The sequence below is a fragment of the Methylorubrum pseudosasae genome (genome assembly GCF_029504475.1).
GTDB classification, from domain to species: domain Bacteria; phylum Pseudomonadota; class Alphaproteobacteria; order Rhizobiales; family Beijerinckiaceae; genus Methylobacterium; species Methylobacterium extorquens.
Window position 1 is genome coordinate 4999236 of sequence record NZ_JAQGDU010000002.1, and the last position, 17133, is coordinate 5016368.

A 17133-nucleotide genomic window follows, 5' to 3' on the forward strand; every position below is an offset into this window, starting at 1 on the left:
AGACGGAAGGCGCTTAGGTCTTTCGCTCACAGGCAAGCCGCACCCGCTGTCGGCCATTTCGAACCGGATGTCCCTCATGTCTCAGACCCTCGCGGCCTCGCCGGCTTCCTCGCGCAAGCTCACCATCGCGGCCTGGTCGCTGCAGGTGCTGCTCGCCCTCGTGTTCCTCGCCGCTGGCGGGGCCAAGCTGGCCGGCGTGTCGATGATGGTGCAGGTCTATGACCTCATTGGCGTCGGCCAGTGGTTCCGCATCGTCACCGGTCTTGTGGAAGTCGCCGGTGCCGTCGCCCTGCTGGTGCCCGGATACGCCGCCTTCGCCGCCCTCTTGCTGGCCTGCACCATGGTGGGTGCCATCCTGGCCCATCTCACCGTTCTGCCCACGCCCGCCGCCCCGGCCGTCGTGCTGCTCGCCCTCACCGCGACCTTGGTGTGGCTGCGCCGCGATCAGATCCTCGCGGTTCTCGGTCGCCGCTGACCATGAGTCGGCCGCTGCATGGCCTTGCCGGCGGCGGCCTCGAACGAACCGGGAGAGAGCCGTCTGTTGGAGGGCGGGGTCATTTCGTGCGGTTCGATCGGCTACGTCTCGGGCATTGCCGATTGGCTCAAGCCCGAGGGCAGAGACTTTCTGCGGGCTCTGCGCGCGTAAGCTGGGGCCGCCTCTCTCTCCGGCCACGACCCCCATCGACCCCGCCTGACACAGGGAAAGCCCGTCATGGAGTTCGGCATCGACAGCTTTGCCGTCACCCTTCCCGACCCGAAGACGGGTCGGTCCCTGCCGGCGACCGAGCGCATGGAACGCTTGCTCGCCGAGGTCGAGGTCGCCGACCGGGCGGGGCTCGATGTCTTCGGCATTGGCGAGCACCACCGCGCCGAGTTTCTGGACGCGGCGCCCGCGATCATCCTCGCGGCTGCGGCCGCGCGCACCAGAACCATACGCCTGACAAGTGCCGTCACCGTGCTGAGCGCGGCCGATCCGGTCCGCGTCTTCCAGGAATTCGCCACCCTCGACCTGATCGCCAAGGGACGGGCCGAGATCGTGGTCGGACGCGGCTCCTTCGGAGAGGCCTACCCGCTCTTCGGTTTCGCCGCCGAGGACTACGACGCGCTGTTCGTCGAGAAGTTAGACCTGCTCCTGGCTTTGCGCGACCAAACCCACGTGACCTGGCGCGGCCGGTTCCGGCCGCCGCTGAGCGGCCAGGGTGTCTACCCGCGCCCGCACCAGGACAGGCTCCCGATCTGGATCGGAGTCGGCGGGACGCCGGCGTCCTTCGCCCGGGCGGGCACCCTGGGCCTACCCTTGATGGTCGCCATCATCGGCGGCAGCTTCCAGCGCTTCCGTCCCCTGGTCGAACTCTACCGGGAAGCCGGCCGGAAGGCGGGGCATGCGCCGGAGACGTTGAAGGTGGGCGTGCACGCGGTCGGGTTCGTCGCAGACACGGACCGTGCCGCACAAGAGGCGTTCTATCCGGGCTGGGCGCAGATGTTCGGAAAGATCGGAGCGGAGCGTGGCTGGCCGAGTACGGACCTGCGCGAGCAGTTCCAGGCGATGTGCGGCCCTCACGGCGCCTACCTCATCGGCGCGCCGGAGACGGTTGCGGCAAAGGTGCTCGACGCCAACGCGGCGCTGGGCGGCCTCTCCCGCCTGACCTTCCAGATGAGCTCGGCGATGCAGGAGCCGGACGCCATGGAGCGGTCGATCACACTTCTGGGTACTGAGGTGATGCCGCGGGTTAGGGCGGAACTCGCGAAGACGGTGTGAAAAGAGGTGTCGCACTCACCTCGTCAAGGCATCGAGTCGCAGACGCTCCCTCACGAAAACCTCGAACTTGAGAGAAGCATGCGCAGTCGGTCTGACGGCCCCCGTTGAGCCTGACGCGGCCTGTCACCCTCCGATGTGAGCTGCCAGTTCGTCGGCGGTTCCCATCGGAAAAGCCTCCTTGAGATGGTCGAGGAAGGCCGAGACCCGTGCGCTCAGCAGACGCCGCGATGGATAGAGGGTCCAGAGAGCGATCTCAGGTCTGTCGAGGTCGCCCCAGAGGACCAGCCGGCCGGCGGCCAGATCATGACTGACGAGCGAGAGGGGAAGGCGTCCGGCACCGGCGCCAGCTCTGACCGCGTCGCGAACCATCATCAGCGACGGTAGGCTCAGGACGGGCTCGGCGGTGACGCTCGATCTGCCCGCAGGCGACTTCATATTCCAGATCACGGAGCCCTCCATCGGTCCGCGTATGACGGCGGGAGCGGTCGTATTGCCCGTCGGCCGGACCATGCTCGGAGCCGCCACGACGACCAGACGGTCCCGCAGGAAGATACGTCCGACGAGGCTCTCGTCCGGATCGGGATTCACCCGGATCACGAGGTCGTAGCCCTCTTCCACCATATCGACGGCACGGTCCGCCGTGGTGACTTCAAGCCGAACCTCGGGATGCTTGAGGGCGAACCCGACGGCGAGCTTTGCCATCGCGGATTGCGAGAAAAGCACGGGCGCGCTGATGCGTAGCCGGCCCCGTGGCCTGTCGCCCCCCGTCGCGATGGCCGCAGCCGTTTCGCTGAGTTCCGTGAGCAACACCTTCGTCCGCTCGTGGAGCGCCCGGCCTTCCTCCGTCAGCTTCAGGATGCGCGCCCCACGTTCGAACAGGCGCAGGGCGAGGCTGGCCTCCAGCTCCGCAACGCGGCGGGACAGCGTCGCCTTTGGACGTCCGGCAGCGCGTGCAGCCCGGCCGAAGCCGCCGTGTTGGGCGACGAGGTTGAAATCTGCGAGGGCGAGGAGGTCCATGCGTTCCACCAGCGAGACGGACCGTCCTATCAGGACGCCTATTGGATCGCGAGCGGGTCCATCATCTTCCAGGTGTCGTTTGAGGCAAAACTGGAGTTACCCCATGACCGTTCTCGTCACCGGCGCGACCGGCACCGTCGGCAGCCATGTCGTCGAGCACCTCATCAAGCGCGGCGCCGACGTCCGCGCCCTGGTCCGTGACCCATCGAAGGCCAAGTTGCCGGCGGGCGTCACCGCGGTCCAGGGAGACCTGCTCGATGTCGACGCAATGCGGAACGCCCTTTCAGGCGTCTCGACCCTGTTCCTGCTGAACGCGGTCGTGCCCGACGAGGTCACCCAGGCGCTGATCGCGCTCAATCTTGCCCGAGAGGCTGGGATCGAGCGGATCGTCTACCTGTCGGTGATCCACAGCGACCTCTACGTGAACGTGCCGCACTTCGCGGGCAAGTTCGGCGTCGAGCGCATGATCGAGGCGATGGGTTTCAACGCCACCGTCCTGCGTCCCGCCTACTTCATGAACAACGATGTCATGGTCAAAGATGTGGTGCGTGACTATGGCATCTACCCTATGCCCATCGGAGCCAAAGGCCTCGCGATGATCGACGCTGCCGACCTCGGCGAAATCGCGGCTCTCGAACTCATCCGCCGCGAGCAGGCCGAGACGCCACTTCCCTTCGACCGGATCAACCTCGTCGGTCCCGAGACGCTGACGGGCTCGGACGTTGCCGCCATCTGGTCCGATGTCCTAGGCCGCCAGATCAACTACGGTGGCGATGATACCGCCGCGTTCGAGCAGAACCTTCGGCAGAAGCACGTGCCGGGCTGGATGGCCTTCGACATGCGCCTGATGTGCGAGCGCTTTCTCAGCGTGGGGATGCTGCCCGACGCCGGCGATGTCGACCGCCTCACCGCACTGTTGGGACGTCCGCTGCGCTCCTATCGTGCCTTCGCCGCCCAGGCCGCAGCAACCGCCTAAAAACTCGCCGCGAAACATCGGCGACCCTCAAGTCAGGACGTTGTGGCCGCCGGACTGAGCATTCTATCTCAACGGCAGCTGTCGGGCTCCAAAGCAGCCATTCCAGTGGTTCGATCCGAAGGTCCGCTGATGGCGCGTTGCTGACTTCGCCGCATGTCCGAATCCGCCAGTCCTGGCTGATCCGCGCAATCAGCCCGGATCAGAGCCAGCCGGTCACGTCATGACGCTCATCGCGTCGGGCGTCACCGGGAAGACGTGCATCTCCGACTCTTATTCGATTGGCATTGTCCCATGCGTATTGCTGAGCAGACCACGTAGGGTTTCGACCAACTCAGTCGCGCGATACGGTTTCTGCAGCAACGAAAAGCCGTTCGTGTCCTGGTCTTCTTGAAGGTAGCCGGACGACAGCAAAATTGGCATGTCCGGCCATCGCTGGCGGATGATGTGCCCAAGCTCGATGCCGTTCATCGCGCCAGGCATGTTCACGTCGCTGAAAACGAGGGAAATGTTCGACTCTATTTGTAGGAGGCGGAGGGCCTCATCGACGTCCTGCGCACTGAAAACCTTGAACGCAAGCGCTTCAAAAGTCGAGACGACTGTAAAGCGAACATCAGCGTCGTCCTCGACGACGAGCACGGCTCTCCCTGCACCATTCATCGCGTTCAGCGGTCCGGGGGCGTTCCCTGGATCGATTTCCTCCGCCGAAAAACCCTGCTTGGCGAGCACGGGCAGCGTAATAACGAACCGGGTGCCTTGGTCCGGATTGCTATCAACGGCGATGGTTCCGCCGCTCTGCTGTACGAAACCGTAGACCATGCTCAGACCGAGCCCGGTGCCTTTACCGGCTTCCTTTGTCGTGAAGAAGGGTTCGAATACGCGGGCGAGGACGGCTGGAGACATCCCTGTGCCCGAGTCCGTGACCGCGATCTCGACTGAGTGCACCTGCTCGGAATCCTCCTGAGCGTCGGCCTCATGACGCTTGATGCGAATGCCCAAGGTCCCTCCGTCTGGCATCGCGTCCCGCGCATTCACAGCGAGGTTGATGAGGGCGGCCTCGAACTGAGCGTGATCAACGCAGACTTCCGGCAGTCCATCCTCCAGGTCCGCGGAGATCGCAATCCGCTCCCCAAGAGTGCGTTCTAGGAGCTTTATCAGGCCAGGTATGAAGCTCGTGAAGTCCAACGCTCTGGGCTGGAGAGGAGAGCGCCGGGAGAAGGCCAGCAGCCGGCTGGTCAGTTCAGCGCAGCGATGGGCTCCCTCGACGGCGCTCTCGATGCGGCGGAGCGCTTTCTCGTTGCCCGACAACGAGCTCTTCACCAAATCAAGGTTTCCGATCACGATGCTCAGCATATTGTTGAAGTCGTGCGCAATACCGCCTGTCAGACGGCCAACCGCCTCAAGCTTTGAGGCATGCTGCAAGCTGAGTTCAAGCTCCTTGCGCTCTGTCACGTCGAACCACATCCCAAACAGTTCGACTGGCGTACCATTCTCATCACCGTTGATCACGATCTGATCGAGAATGTGCCGCTCCCTGCCGTCTGCGTTGCGCCAGCGATATTCGAGAGTTACCGCGCCAGATTCCGAGACCGTGCTCAAATCCGCAGAGATCCTGTCCCTGTCATCCGGTTCAAGCTGCTCCCCCCAGAGGTTTGAGGCAGCAAAGGCCTCGCGCGAGAAGCCGGTGATGCGCTCGATGCTGTCATTCGTGAAGTGAAGCCGTCGATCGTCTCCACTGAATGGCGAGGTGTAGAGCGCAATGGGGAGGCCGCGCAGGACAGCGGCCTGATGTTCCTCACGCCTGCGCAGAGCCTGCTCAGCGGCAAGCTTCTCGCCACGTACGCGCAGGTTTTCCAGGAGCAGCTGCTTCTCGGCCGCCGCCTTGCGCTGGATCTCCGCTGTCTTCAGGTACAGGTCGACGAAAACATCGACCTTCGATTTGAGGACGAGCGGCTGGATCGGTTTGAACACGTAGTCCACCGCTCCGGCGGAGTATCCGCGGAAGATGTGGATGTCCTCCTTGTTGTGGGCCGTGAGGAACAGGATCGGGACACGGGACGTGCGCGAGCGGCTGCGGATCAGAGAGGCGACCTCGTAGCCGTCCATGCGCGGCATCTGCACGTCGAGCAGGATCAGGGCGAAATCCTCCCGGAGCGCCTGCCGCAGGGCTTCCTCGGGCGAGTTCGCCAGCACGAGGTCGATCGCCGGATCGGCGAGGACCTCGGAGGCGGCAAGGAGATTGCGCTGGTCGTCATCGACGATCAGGATCTTCGCCCGAACCGGATCGGGCTCAGTGCGGGCGCTCCGCGGCTCGGCGGAGCTGCCGGTCCCGGTCGGTAGGAAACTCAGCCCGTCCTTCATTGTGGTTGCCGATCGAGGGTCGTCGGGTCGCCGAGCGTGGGCACGGGGCCGTGTGCGACCTCGCCACGCCGGGCCAACTGCACCCGCAGCACCGCGAGGAGCTGATCCATGTCGATCGGCTTCGAGACGTAATCGGACGCGCCCGCCTCGAGGCACTTCTCGCGGTCGCCCTTCATGGCCTTCGCGGTCACCGCGATGAGCGGCAGACTACGGAAGCTGGCCTCCGCCCGGATCGCGCGCATCGTCTCGTAGCCGTCCATCCCCGGCATCATGATGTCGACCAGCATCGCATCGATGTTCGGGTTGGACTTGAGGAGGGCGATGCTGTCCTGCCCGTTCTCGGCGAACAGGACTTCCAGCCCGTGCTGCTCGAGGGCACTCGTGAGCGAGAAGATGTTGCGCAGGTCGTCATCGACCAGGATGACCCGGCAGCCCTGAAGTGACGCCGCATCCTTCCGCTCGACGAGGATCTGCTCCTCGACTGGAACGCGATTGATCGCGCGATGCAGGAACAGCGCGGTCTCGTCGAGAAGTCGCTCGGACGAGCGCGTGTCCTTGAGGATGATCGTCGAGGCGGTGTGCCTGAGCTGCTGCTCCTCGGCGGCTGTCAGCTCCCGGCCCGTATACACGATGATCGGCAACTCCTCCCCGTCCTGGGAGGCACGGATCTGCTCGATCAGCTCGGAACCGCCGATATCGGGCAGGCCGAGATCGATGATCGCGCAGTCGAACCGGCCACCTGTCAGGGCTTCCAGCGCGGCGGAGGCCGTGCCGACCCCGAAGATCTTGACGTCCTCTTCGCTCAGGAGCGCTGTGATGCTGGCGCGCTGGTTCTCGTCGTCCTCGACGAGCAGGAGGTTGCGCACCGGCCGCGTGATGAACTCCTTCGAGCGCTCCAGGGCGCGCATAAGGCCCTCGCGCTCGACCGGCTTCTCCAGAAACCCGAACGCGCCCGCGCGAAGGCCGCGCTTCTTCTCGTCGTTGACCGAGATCACGTGGATCGGAATGTGCCGGGTGCGGGGATCGTTCTTCAGGAGGTCGAGCAGGGCCCAGCCGTCCATATCGGGCAGGCCGATATCGAGGGTGATGGCGTGCGGCTTGAAGCGGTGCGCGAGGCTAAGTGCGCCGGCTCCGTCCTGCGCGATCAAACCTTTGAAGCCACGCTCACGCGCGAGCTCCAGCAGTACCGAGGCGAACATGGCGTCGTCCTCCACGATGAGCACGATGTGGTCGCTCGGGTGAATTGCGTGGCGGTCGTCCGCGGAGGACGAGAGCGCCATCGCGGTGTTCGGCTGGCGGCCCATCGGCGCCGAAGGCGCGTACCCGTCCGATGCCTCCGCCGCGCGTCCGGTGAGCGCCTGCGCGGGCGGCTCGAAAGGCAAGAACAGGGTGAAGGTGCTGCCCGTACCGACGCGGCTCTCGACCACGATCTCGCCGCCCAGCAGGCGCGCGATCTCGCGGCTGATCGCGAGGCCGAGGCCCGTGCCGCCGTACTTGCGGCTCGTGGTCCCGTCGGCCTGCTGGAACGCCTCGAAGATGATCCGCTGCTTGTCCTCGGCGATGCCGATCCCGGTATCGGTGACGGACATGGCGATCCACTGGGTCCCGGCGCGCAGGGGCGAGCCCTCCGCGGAACCGATCTTGAGCGAGACGCTCCCCTTCTCGGTGAACTTGAAGGCGTTGGAGAGAAGGTTGCGCAGGACCTGCTGCAGGCGCTTCGAGTCCGTCCGCAGGGAGCGCGGCAGGCCCGGATCGACCTCGATCACAAAGGCGAGGTGGCGCTCCTCGGCGAGCTGCCGGAAGGTCCTGTTCAGGTTCTCGCTGATGTCCTGCAGCGTGACGTCGCCGATCTCGAGCGACACCGTGCCCGACTCGATCTTGGAGAGATCGAGGATGTCGTTGATGAGTGACAGGAGGTCGGTCCCGGCCGCGTTGATCGTCTTGGCGAATTCCCGCTGTTTGTCGGTGAGGTTCCCGTCGCGATTCTCGGAGAGAAGCTTCGAGAGGATCAGCAGGCTGTTGAGCGGCGTGCGCAGCTCGTGGCTCATATTGGCGAGGAATTGCGACTTGTAGCGCGAGGTCAGGCTCAGCTGCTCGGCCTTCTCCTCCAGCGCCGTCTTGGCGATCGAGACCTCGCGGTTCTTGCCCTCGACCTCACGCTTCTGGATTTCGAGCAGGCGCGCCTTTTCCTCCAGCTCCTCGTTGGTCTGCTGCAGCCGCTCCCGCTGGTTCTTCAGGAGGTCTTCGGATTGCTGCAGCGAGGCGGCCTGCAGCTCCAGGCGATCGTTCGTCTTCTTCAATTCTTCCTGCCGGCTCTGCAACTCGCCGGTCAGGAGCTGCGACTGCTTCAGGAGGCCTTCCGTCCTCATGTTGGCAGCGATCGTGTTGAGCACGATGCCGATCGACTCGGTCAGCTGATCGAGGAAGGACTGGTGGGTCTCGCTGAATCGGTTGAACGACGCCAACTCGATGACCGCTCGGACTTCCTGCTCGAAGAGGACGGGCAGCACGATGATGTTGAGGGGCGGCGCCTCGCCGAGAGCCGAGCCGATGGTGATGTAGTCGCCGGGCACGTGGGTGAGGAGGATGCGCTTCTTCTCGAAGGCGCATTGGCCGACGAGGCCTTGACGCAGGCGATAGCGGTTCGAGAGGTTCTTGCGCTCCGTGAAGGCGTAGCTCGCCATCAGATCGAGAACCGGCTCTCCGCCCTCGTCCTCCACCATGTAGAACACGCCGCGCTGGGCGCTCACGAGCGATGCAATCTCGGACAGGATCAGGTTCGAGACCGTGGCGAGGTCGCGCTCGCCCTGCAGCATGCGGGTGAACTTGGCGAGGTTGGTCTTCAGCCAATCCTGCTCGGCGTTCTTGAGCGTCGTGTCCCGCAGATTGCGGATCATCTCGTTGATGTTGTCCTTCAGCGAGGCGACTTCGCCGGAGGCCTCGACCGAGATCGAGCGCGCGAGATCCCCCTTCGTCACGGCGGTCGCCACCTCGGCGATGGCGCGCACCTGGGTCGTGAGGTTCGCCGCGAGCTGGTTCACGTTGTCCGTCAGATCACGCCAGAGACCCGCCGCGCCCGGCACCCGCGCCTGGCCGCCCAGCTTGCCTTCGACGCCCACCTCGCGCGCCACGTTGGTCACCTGGTCGGCAAAGGTAGCGAGCGTCTCGATCATCTCGTTGACGGTGTCGGCCAGCGCCGCGATCTCGCCCTTGGCGTCGACCGAGAGTTTCCGCTTGAGGTCGCCCTGCGCCACCGCCGTGACGACGTCTGCGATGCCGCGCACCTGACCGGTGAGGTTGGCCGCCATCATGTTCACGTTGTCGGTCAGGTCCTTCCAAGTCCCGCCGACGCCGCGCACCTGTGCCTGGCCGCCGAGTTTGCCCTCGGAGCCGACCTCGCGGGCGACGCGGGTCACCTCGGAGGCGAAGGAGTTCAGCTGATCCACCATCGTGTTGATGGTCGATTTGAGCTCCAGGATCTCGCCCTTCACGTCGACCGTGATCTTCTTGGACAGATCGCCATTGGCGACCGCCGTCGTCACGTCGGCGATGTTGCGCACCTGGCCGGTGAGGTTGGCCGCCATCATGTTCACGTTGTCGGTCAGGTCCTTCCAGGTCCCGCCGACGCCGCGCACCTGTGCCTGGCCGCCGAGCTTGCCCTCGATGCCGACCTCGCGGGCGACGCGGACCACCTCGGAGGCGAAGGAGTTCAGCTGATCCACCATCGTGTTGATGGTCGATTTGAGCTCCAGGATCTCGCCCTCGACGGCCACCGTGATCTTCTTGGACAGGTCGCCGTTGGCGACCGCGGTCGTCACCTCGGCGATGTTGCGCACCTGCCCCGTGAGGTTGGCCGCCATCATGTTCACGTTGTCGGTCAGGCCCTTCCAGACGCCGCCGACGCCCTTGACCTGCGCCTGTCCGCCGAGTTTGCCCTCCGTGCCGACCTCGCGGGCGACGCGGGTCACCTCGGAGGCGAAGGAGTTCAGCTGATCCACCATCGTGTTGATGGTCGATTTGAGCTCCAGGATCTCGCCCTTCACGTCGACCGTGATCTTCTTGGACAGATCGCCGTTGGCGACCGCCGTCGTCACGTCGGCGATGTTGCGCACCTGGCCCGTCAGGTTGGCCGCCATCAGGTTCACGTTGTCGGTGAGGTCGGCCCAGGTGCCGGCCACGCCCTCGACGCGGGCCTGACCGCCAAGCTTGCCTTCCGAACCCACTTCCTTCGCGACGCGGGTCACCTCGGAAGCGAAGGAGTTCAGTTGGTCCACCATCGTGTTGATGGTGTTCTTGAGTTCCAGGATCTCGCCGCGCACATCGACGGTGATCTTCTTGGACAGATCGCCGTTGGCGACCGCCGTCGTCACGTCGGCGATGTTGCGCACCTGGCCCGTCAGGTTGGCCGCCATCAGGTTCACGTTGTCGGTGAGGTCGGCCCAGGTTCCGGCGACACCGCGCACCTGCGCCTGCCCGCCGAGCTTGCCTTCCGAGCCGACCTCGCGGGCGACGCGGGTCACCTCCGAGGCGAAGGAGTTCAGTTGGTCCACCATCGTGTTGATGGTGTTCTTGAGTTCCAGGATCTCGCCGCGCACATCGACGGTGATCTTCTTGGACAGATCGCCGTTGGCCACCGCGGTGGTGACTTCGGCGATGTTGCGCACCTGCCCCGTCAGGTTGGCCGCCATCATGTTCACGTTGTCGGTCAGGTCCTTCCAGGTCCCGCCCACGCCCTCGACCTGGGCCTGTCCGCCGAGCTTGCCCTCCGTGCCGACCTCGCGGGCGACGCGGGTCACCTCGGAGGCGAAGGAGTTCAGCTGGTCCACCATCGTGTTGATGGTCAGCTTCAAGGCGAGAATCTCGCCCTTCACATCGACGGTAATCTTCTTGGACAGGTCGCCCCGCGCGACCGCGGTCGTGACCTCGGCGATGTTGCGCACCTGGCCCGTCAGGTTTTCCGCCATCATGTTCACGTTGTCGGTCAGGTCCTTCCAGACGCCGCCGACGCCCTTGACCTGCGCCTGTCCGCCGAGCTTGCCCTCCGACCCCACTTCCTTGGCGACGCGGGTCACTTCCGAGGCGAAGGAATTGAGCTGGTCCACCATCGTGTTGATGGTCGATTTCAGGTCGAGGATCTCGCCCTTCACATCGACGGTGATCTTCTTGGACAAGTCGCCGTTGGCCACCGCGGTGGTGACTTCGGCGATGTTGCGCACTTGGCCCGTCAGGTTGGCCGCCATCAGGTTCACGTTGTCGGTCAGGTCCTTCCAGGTCCCGCCGACGCCCTTGACCTGCGCCTGCCCGCCGAGCTTGCCCTCCGAGCCGACCTCGCGGGCGACGCGGGTCACCTCGGAGGCGAAGGAGTTCAGCTGATCCACCATGGTGTTGACGACCTTGCCGATCCGAAGGAACTCGCCGCGCAGGGGCCGGCCCTCGATCTCGATCTGCATGGTCTGGCCGAGGTCGCCCTTGGCGACGGCCCCGATGACGCGCGCCACCTCGGTGGTGGGCTGAACAAGGTCGCCGATCATCGTGTTGACCGACTCGACGCAATCGTTCCACCCGCCGGTCGCGGCCGGAAGCTTTCCGCGCTCGCCGATGCGCCCGTCCTTGCCGACCGCGCGGGCGACCCTGTCGAGCTCACGAGCGAGCCCTTGGTTGAGCTCGACGATATCGTTGAACGCTTGCGCGATCTCCCCCTCAATGCCCGTCAGATCCAGCGGCAGCCGAGTCGAGAAGTCACCCTTCCGAAAGGCACGAAGGCTCTTCAGGAGGAGCTTCGGCTCCAACTGCAACGTAGTCGGCGTCATGCGGGTACACCCTTAGGGTAGATGATACAGACCAGCGAGGCATTCTTTGGATCGTCGGCGGCTGTGAGAAACCACTGGCGAGGAAGAACGGCAATAGGGCGCAACGTAAATGGTTGCTCGATCCTTCGATCCGCAGCGCGGCCCAGCACGTTGCTCTTTCCGATGCATGGCCGCTCGGCTGAGAATAGGCCCGCTCGTCGCGACGCAGATCGTTATTTTTTCGTTTCGCGTCGCGCTCTACCGTGACGGGCAGCAAGCGAGAGGCTGTTATGGCCTTAGCGGCTGGCAGCCTCAGATTATGAGTTATGAGCCAATCCCGGAAAGCCTACCCGTCTGATGTATCCGATGCCCCCCTGCAGCAACCAATGCTGCTGTCAGAGAGCTAGGTATTTCCCGCGCCAAGGACCGATCTTGTATCAACAACAGACTGCCCGCCGGCCGTGGGCGAAAGTCCGTTGATGGAGCAAAGCCAAGGTCCGCTTCTGGACCGAAGCCCGAGGGCCGGTTGTGGCGCACAGTAGAACCATCGGCGTGCGAACTCCTGACCCCTTGCAGTACTCGGAGTTCATTCGGATCGGCGCTGGACACGACGATGGACTTTCGCACGCGAAAAGCTGCATCTTGAGTTGGGGGCCCCGTGTGAGTCGGAGGCACCATGAACTACGAAATCCAACCTCATAACGCCAAGCCTGCCAGCATCTGGAACTCCGGCGGCGCTCATTACAACGAGATCAGTCGCGGCATCGCCGACAGTATCGAACACTGCGTACTGCGTCTCGATCCGAAGCCGGGCGAGCGGGTGCTCGACCTCGCCACCGGCACTGGCTGGACTTCGCGCGTCGTCGCCCGGCGGGGTGCGCAGGTCACTGGGGCCGATATCAGCGCCGATCTCTTGTCGTTCGCCGCTGAGCAGGCTCGGGCCGAGGGTCTCGACATCGATTACCAGCTGGGCGACGCTGAGAGACTGCCCTTTGCCGACGGCGCGTTTGACGCCATCATCTCGACCTGCGGCGTGATGTTCGCTAGCCGGCCTGAGGCCGCAGCTGCTGAGTTGGCACGTGTCTGTCGCAAGGGAGGAAGGATTTGCCTCACCACCTGGCTGTCGAACGACAATGTGTTCAGGATGTTCATGGTGATGAAGCCCTACATGCCGCCACCGCCCAATCCGGCCCCGCCCTCGCCATTTGAGTGGGGCCGCACGGAGCGGCTTGAAGAACTGCTGGGTCAGGACTTCGAGCTGGCTTTCGAGAACGGCGTCTCGTTCTATCGCGAGCAGAGCGCAGAGGCGGCCTGGGAGCGGTTCGCCGGTGGCTACGGCCCGACCAAGGCTCTGGCCGCCAGCCTCGACGAGGACCGCCGCGCCAATCTGCGGCGCGACTTCATCGCCTTCCATGCCCAGTTTACCACCCCGCTCGGTATCTGCGTTCCCCGCGCGTACTGGGTCACGCGTGGGATTCGCCACTAGCCTGAGCCTGGCTGGGCCGTGGTCAGGAACGGCCCGGCCACGATACGGCACACCTCATCACCTCGATCCAGAGCATCACTCCTGCGCAGGGAGGCTAGCATGAAGCGTTGCGCAATCCTTACTTTGACAGTGCTCGCGATCGGCCCGGCATCAGCCGACCCGGTGGAACTCGCGGACTTTCGTGACCTGTTGCGACCTCCGCCGCCCCTGCAGCTCACCTACGGTGAGGCCCCCTCTCAAGGCATCGATGTATTCCTGCCCGCAAAGCCTGGCCCACACCCAGTGGCGGTTCTCATCCACGGCGGTTGCTGGAGCGCTACCACCGCCGGGCGCGAGCAGATGCGTCACCTAGGACCAGATCTGACGCGTCGCGGCGTTGCCGTGTGGAACATCGGCTACCGCCGTGCCAACGAGGCCGGCGGCGGCTATCCCGGAACTTATCAGGACGTGGGCGCCGCTCTGGACCGCCTCGCTGAAGAGGCAGGAGCCCACCACTTGGATCTCTCACGAGTGGTGTTCGTGGGCCACTCGGCAGGTGGCCATCTCGCCCTCTGGGCGGCCTCGCGGGGCTTGCTTCCCGCCACGAGCCCTCTTCACGCAGCGACCGGGTTTGTCCCGCGGGCGGTGATCAGCCTGGGCGGCGTGGGGGATCTTGCGACGTTCGCGCGGTTCATCCCGGTGCTCTGCGGCCCGGGCATTGTCGAGCGGATCGCCCCAGCAGACAAGCTATCGGAGGTGTCACCTGCCGCCCTCCCGCCCGCAGGGGTGCCGATCTTTCTGGTCAGCGGCGTGCTGGACCGACTTACGCCGCCATGGGTCGCCTACGACTATGCCCGCGCTGTACGAGGGCGGTTCGGACCTGCGCCGCAACTCATCAACGTCTCGGATGCCGGACACTTCGACGTGGTCACTCCGCCAACACCGGCTTGGCAGGAGGTGCGTGGTCTCATCGAGGCATCCTTGGAACTCCATTAGGTTGCCGTCAGACCGGCCTGCATGCGGATCCGCTCGGTTGAGCTCGGCGTTTCTGATGTGCCTTATGCGTCGAGGTCCAGTGTACGGGCTCGCTATGCCTATAGAGGCGAACTGGTACGTTCATGGTGCGCATGAAGCGGCCGATCCTATGCGGCCCGACCATGAACCGACGCACGATGACTCTTTGAAGTGATTTTGCGCAGATCCGAATTAGCTTTGTCGTGCAGGAGAGTGCGGTGATCTTCTGCAAACGGATCATTTTGGTCTGTCGCCACCAATCGGAGGCGTTCGCAGGCGGCGAGACACTCCTGCGAGCCAATCAATTCAAGACCAAATCACCCCGGCCAATACTGAGACCGAATGTCAGCGCAGGGGAATCTCTCCATGAAGCCAACCCTGGAGAATGGCGAACTGAACGATCTGTGCTCGGCTTGCGAGGCCGAGCTTGGTGCAGGCCCGAGCCTTTTGGGTCTCGATGGCCTTGGGGGTTGCCCCGAGCCGGTCGGCGACTTCCTTGCTCGTGAAGCCGAAGGCGACGAACCGGAGGATGTCGCGCTCGCGCTCGCTCAAGGTTGAGCACGCCGCCTCATCCACGCTTGAACTCAGCCGCCGATGCGGAGCGGTGCGTTCCGGCAATGCCGGATCGAGATAGATGCCGCCGGCATGAACCGCCCGCACCGCGCTGGCGATGTTCTGGAAGGCCGACCGCTTGAGAACATAGCCGCGGGCGCCCGCCTCAAAGGCTTGGTCGATGTAGACCCGGCTCTCATAGACGCTCAGCATGATAGCCTGGGTCCGCGTCCCCGTTCTGGCGAGATGGCGAAGAACTGTGACGCCATTCATCTCCGGCATATTGATGTCGAGGATGGCGACGTCCGGCTCGTGCTGAACAATCGCCCGGTAGGCGGCCGCGCCCGTTTCGACGGAGGCCACCACGACGATCTCGCCGGAATCAGCGATCAGGCTCGTCACACCGTGACGGAAAACCGGATGATCGTCCGCCAGCACGACGTGGATCAGGGTCCTAGGCATGCCCGCTTTCCTCGACGGACCGGTAGGCGCGGGCAACGATGCTCGTGCCCCGGCCGGGAGCCGACTCGATGTTCAGCGTGCCGTCGACCAGCGCCATCCGCTCACGCATGCCGAGCAGGCCGAGCTTCCCCTGGGAGACGAGACTGGTCGTGATCGCCTCGTCGGCCGCGAAGCCGCTGCCGTTGTCGTCGATCGTCAGCGTGACCTGCAAAGCGCTGAACCGCAGCACGACCGACACGCACACGCCCGGCCCCGCATGTTTCGCCACGTTCGTGAGCGCCTCCTGAGCCAGGCGATAGAGCGTGATCGCCGTCTCCAGCGGGAAATCCACCTCCTCCCCGACGATTTGAAACTCGGTCACGATTTCCGTCACCCGGCTCCACTCATCCACGAGCGAGCGCAGCGCGGTCACGAAGCCGAACTCATCGAGGGCGGCCGGCCGGAGTTCGAGGGTCACCCTCCGGAGCGATTGCCCGATGTCCTGGGTGTGGCGGAGAAGTTGCTCGACCTCATGGAGGGCCGTTGGGCAAGACAGGCGTGAGGCGATCTTTCTCAGGCCGAAGGTCAGCGTGACGAGTTGCTGACCGGCATGATCATGGAGATCGCGCGCAAGACGCCGCCGCTCGTCCTGCCCGGCCCGGTAGAGCCTTGAAAGAACGGCGTCACGCTCGGCCTCGGCACGCTGCCGTGCCTGCGCGTCCTCCTCGAGGTGGACCAGCAACCGGCTGCGCTCGGTCAGGAGCGCCTGCATCTCGATCTCACGCCGCTTCCGCTCCTGCATGACGCGCCGGACATCGTTCAGCCGCTCCGTGAGGAGGTGAAGGCGGCCCTCCAGGTTCGTCGGCGTGAGATGAAGCAGGACGAGTGGCTCGTCACCATAGGCGCGCAGGACGATGCGCGCCCCCCGGCATGGATGACGGCAGGAACTCCCGGCTCCGGCGCGGACGAACACCGCGCCGGGGATCGGGTTCTCGGTCCGCGAGCACAGGCTGAGGTAGCGGCTCATCCGCTCGCGATGTGTCCCCTCGACCGGCAGGGGAAGGCCGATCGCGAGGTCCGGCAAACGGTCGAACGCGGCCGAATTGGCGTCTTCCACGAGCCCGAACTGGCCCACCAGGATCAGGGGATCCGCAACGAAGGCGAACAGCGCGGCGAAATCGGACTCAGGCCCAGGCTCGCCGATGATACCGCCGCCCGCCGCCGGTTGTGTTCGGGTCGAGGTTGATGACGACCCGGCACTCGGACGCCCCCGCGGCGATGGTTTCGGGAAGATCGACTCGTGCATATCCCTGACTCTCCGCGGCCAGATGCCCACACACGTTCGCGGTCAGCATGCACAGTGAAGGGCATTTCTTTGCCAGTTCTCCGAACGGGCAGCGCTTGTTGCCGAGAACGATGCGCTGCTCCGATTCGTCCATGACGTAGAAATCGCTGCCGATCCGCTGCTTCATGTCCAGCAGAGCGTCGACCATCCCTTTCCTGTCGAGTTGGCTCGCACCACTCACCTGAAGGTACTCTTCCTGGATCTTCTCGCCCACAACGAGGCCGACCAAGCTAATGAAGCTGCCAGCCTCGCTGGATCCGACCGTATCCTCAAACAAGGACCCCATCGTCGTCACAACGAGATCCATGAATATTTCCCGGTCCAAGCGAATCTGCGAACCGCAGAAATCACCCCGCGAATCTACCAAGCTCTGTTCCACTGCCGCCTCCCAAGCAGGGCCACCCTCTACGGATATCA

11 protein-coding genes are annotated in these 17133 nt (G+C 64.6%); 5 read left to right on the forward strand and 6 right to left on the reverse strand.

All coding sequences use genetic code 11. The features are described 5' to 3' along the window. Positions 1-76: 76 nt before the first annotated feature. Entirely contained in the window at positions 77-475 is a 399-nt protein-coding gene (locus M2437_RS24635; RefSeq protein WP_056112257.1) for a DoxX family protein, read from the forward strand. Between the two features lie 237 nt (positions 476-712). After that, entirely contained in the window at positions 713-1759 is a 1047-nt protein-coding gene (locus tag M2437_RS24640; protein WP_253388953.1) for an LLM class flavin-dependent oxidoreductase, read from the forward strand. 123 nt (positions 1760-1882) lie between these two features. On the opposite strand, the gene M2437_RS24645 is transcribed toward M2437_RS24640, so the two are convergent. Further along, positions 1883-2776 carry a LysR family transcriptional regulator gene (locus M2437_RS24645; protein ID WP_253388954.1) on the reverse strand — a complete coding sequence of 298 codons (894 nt, stop codon included), beginning with the start codon at positions 2774-2776 and terminating at the stop codon, positions 1883-1885. Positions 2777-2879: 103 nt separating this feature from the next. Here M2437_RS24645 and M2437_RS24650 point away from each other — a divergent pair, with 103 nt between their 5' ends. Further along, entirely contained in the window at positions 2880-3752 is an 873-nt protein-coding gene (locus M2437_RS24650) for an NmrA/HSCARG family protein (RefSeq protein WP_253389668.1), read from the forward strand. A gap of 270 nt (positions 3753-4022) precedes the next feature. Here the strand turns inward: M2437_RS24650 and M2437_RS24655 are convergent, their stop codons facing one another. Both M2437_RS24655 and M2437_RS24660 read right to left on the reverse strand, forming a co-directional pair. Next, positions 4023-6110, reverse strand: a complete 2088-nt coding sequence (locus M2437_RS24655) for a response regulator (RefSeq protein ID WP_253388955.1) — start codon at positions 6108-6110, stop codon at positions 4023-4025. Beyond that, positions 6107-11920, reverse strand: coding sequence for a HAMP domain-containing protein (locus M2437_RS24660; RefSeq protein ID WP_253388956.1), 5814 nt, complete (start codon positions 11918-11920; stop codon positions 6107-6109). The genes M2437_RS24655 and M2437_RS24660 overlap by 4 nt, the downstream gene beginning before the upstream one ends. A 655-nt stretch (positions 11921-12575) precedes the next feature. On the opposite strand from M2437_RS24660, the gene M2437_RS24665 reads away from it, so the two are divergent. Then, on the forward strand, positions 12576-13385 hold the full coding sequence (locus tag M2437_RS24665; protein WP_147016766.1) for a class I SAM-dependent methyltransferase: 810 nt from the start codon (positions 12576-12578) through the stop codon (positions 13383-13385). Between the two features lie 99 nt (positions 13386-13484). Further along, positions 13485-14360 (forward strand): alpha/beta hydrolase, encoded by an 876-nt coding sequence (locus tag M2437_RS24670; protein ID WP_253388957.1) that lies wholly within the window; start codon positions 13485-13487, stop codon positions 14358-14360. Between the two features lie 363 nt (positions 14361-14723). On the opposite strand, the gene M2437_RS24675 is transcribed toward M2437_RS24670, so the two are convergent. From M2437_RS24675 to M2437_RS24685, 3 genes are read right to left on the reverse strand one after another with little or no spacing between them, the layout of a single operon-like run. Next, complete coding sequence (locus tag M2437_RS24675) at positions 14724-15392, reverse strand: response regulator transcription factor (RefSeq protein WP_003596159.1); 669 nt, start codon at positions 15390-15392, stop codon at positions 14724-14726. After that, positions 15385-16506: a sensor histidine kinase gene (locus M2437_RS24680; protein WP_253388958.1), complete on the reverse strand. Its 1122-nt coding sequence runs from the start codon at positions 16504-16506 to the stop codon at positions 15385-15387. Before M2437_RS24680 ends, M2437_RS24675 begins: the two co-directional genes overlap by 8 nt. Positions 16507-16555: 49 nt before the next feature. After that, positions 16556-17095 (reverse strand): methanogen output domain 1-containing protein, encoded by a 540-nt coding sequence (locus tag M2437_RS24685; protein WP_277570399.1) that lies wholly within the window; start codon positions 17093-17095, stop codon positions 16556-16558. Between the last annotated feature and the right edge of the window lie 38 nt (positions 17096-17133).

Coding starts and splice junctions, on each gene's coding strand:
- M2437_RS24640 (WP_253388953.1), top strand. CDS start 713: ATGGAGTTCGGCATCGACAGCTTTGCCGTCACCCTTCCCGACCCGAAG.
- M2437_RS24650 (WP_253389668.1), top strand. CDS start 2,880: ATGACCGTTCTCGTCACCGGCGCGACCGGCACCGTCGGCAGCCATGTC.
- M2437_RS24645 (WP_253388954.1), bottom strand. CDS start 2,776: ATGGACCTCCTCGCCCTCGCAGATTTCAACCTCGTCGCCCAACACGGC.
- M2437_RS24655 (WP_253388955.1), bottom strand. CDS start 6,110: ATGAAGGACGGGCTGAGTTTCCTACCGACCGGGACCGGCAGCTCCGCC.
- M2437_RS24665 (WP_147016766.1), top strand. CDS start 12,576: ATGAACTACGAAATCCAACCTCATAACGCCAAGCCTGCCAGCATCTGG.
- M2437_RS24670 (WP_253388957.1), top strand. CDS start 13,485: ATGAAGCGTTGCGCAATCCTTACTTTGACAGTGCTCGCGATCGGCCCG.
- M2437_RS24660 (WP_253388956.1), bottom strand. CDS start 11,920: ATGACGCCGACTACGTTGCAGTTGGAGCCGAAGCTCCTCCTGAAGAGC.
- M2437_RS24635 (WP_056112257.1), top strand. CDS start 77: ATGTCTCAGACCCTCGCGGCCTCGCCGGCTTCCTCGCGCAAGCTCACC.
- M2437_RS24675 (WP_003596159.1), bottom strand. CDS start 15,392: ATGCCTAGGACCCTGATCCACGTCGTGCTGGCGGACGATCATCCGGTT.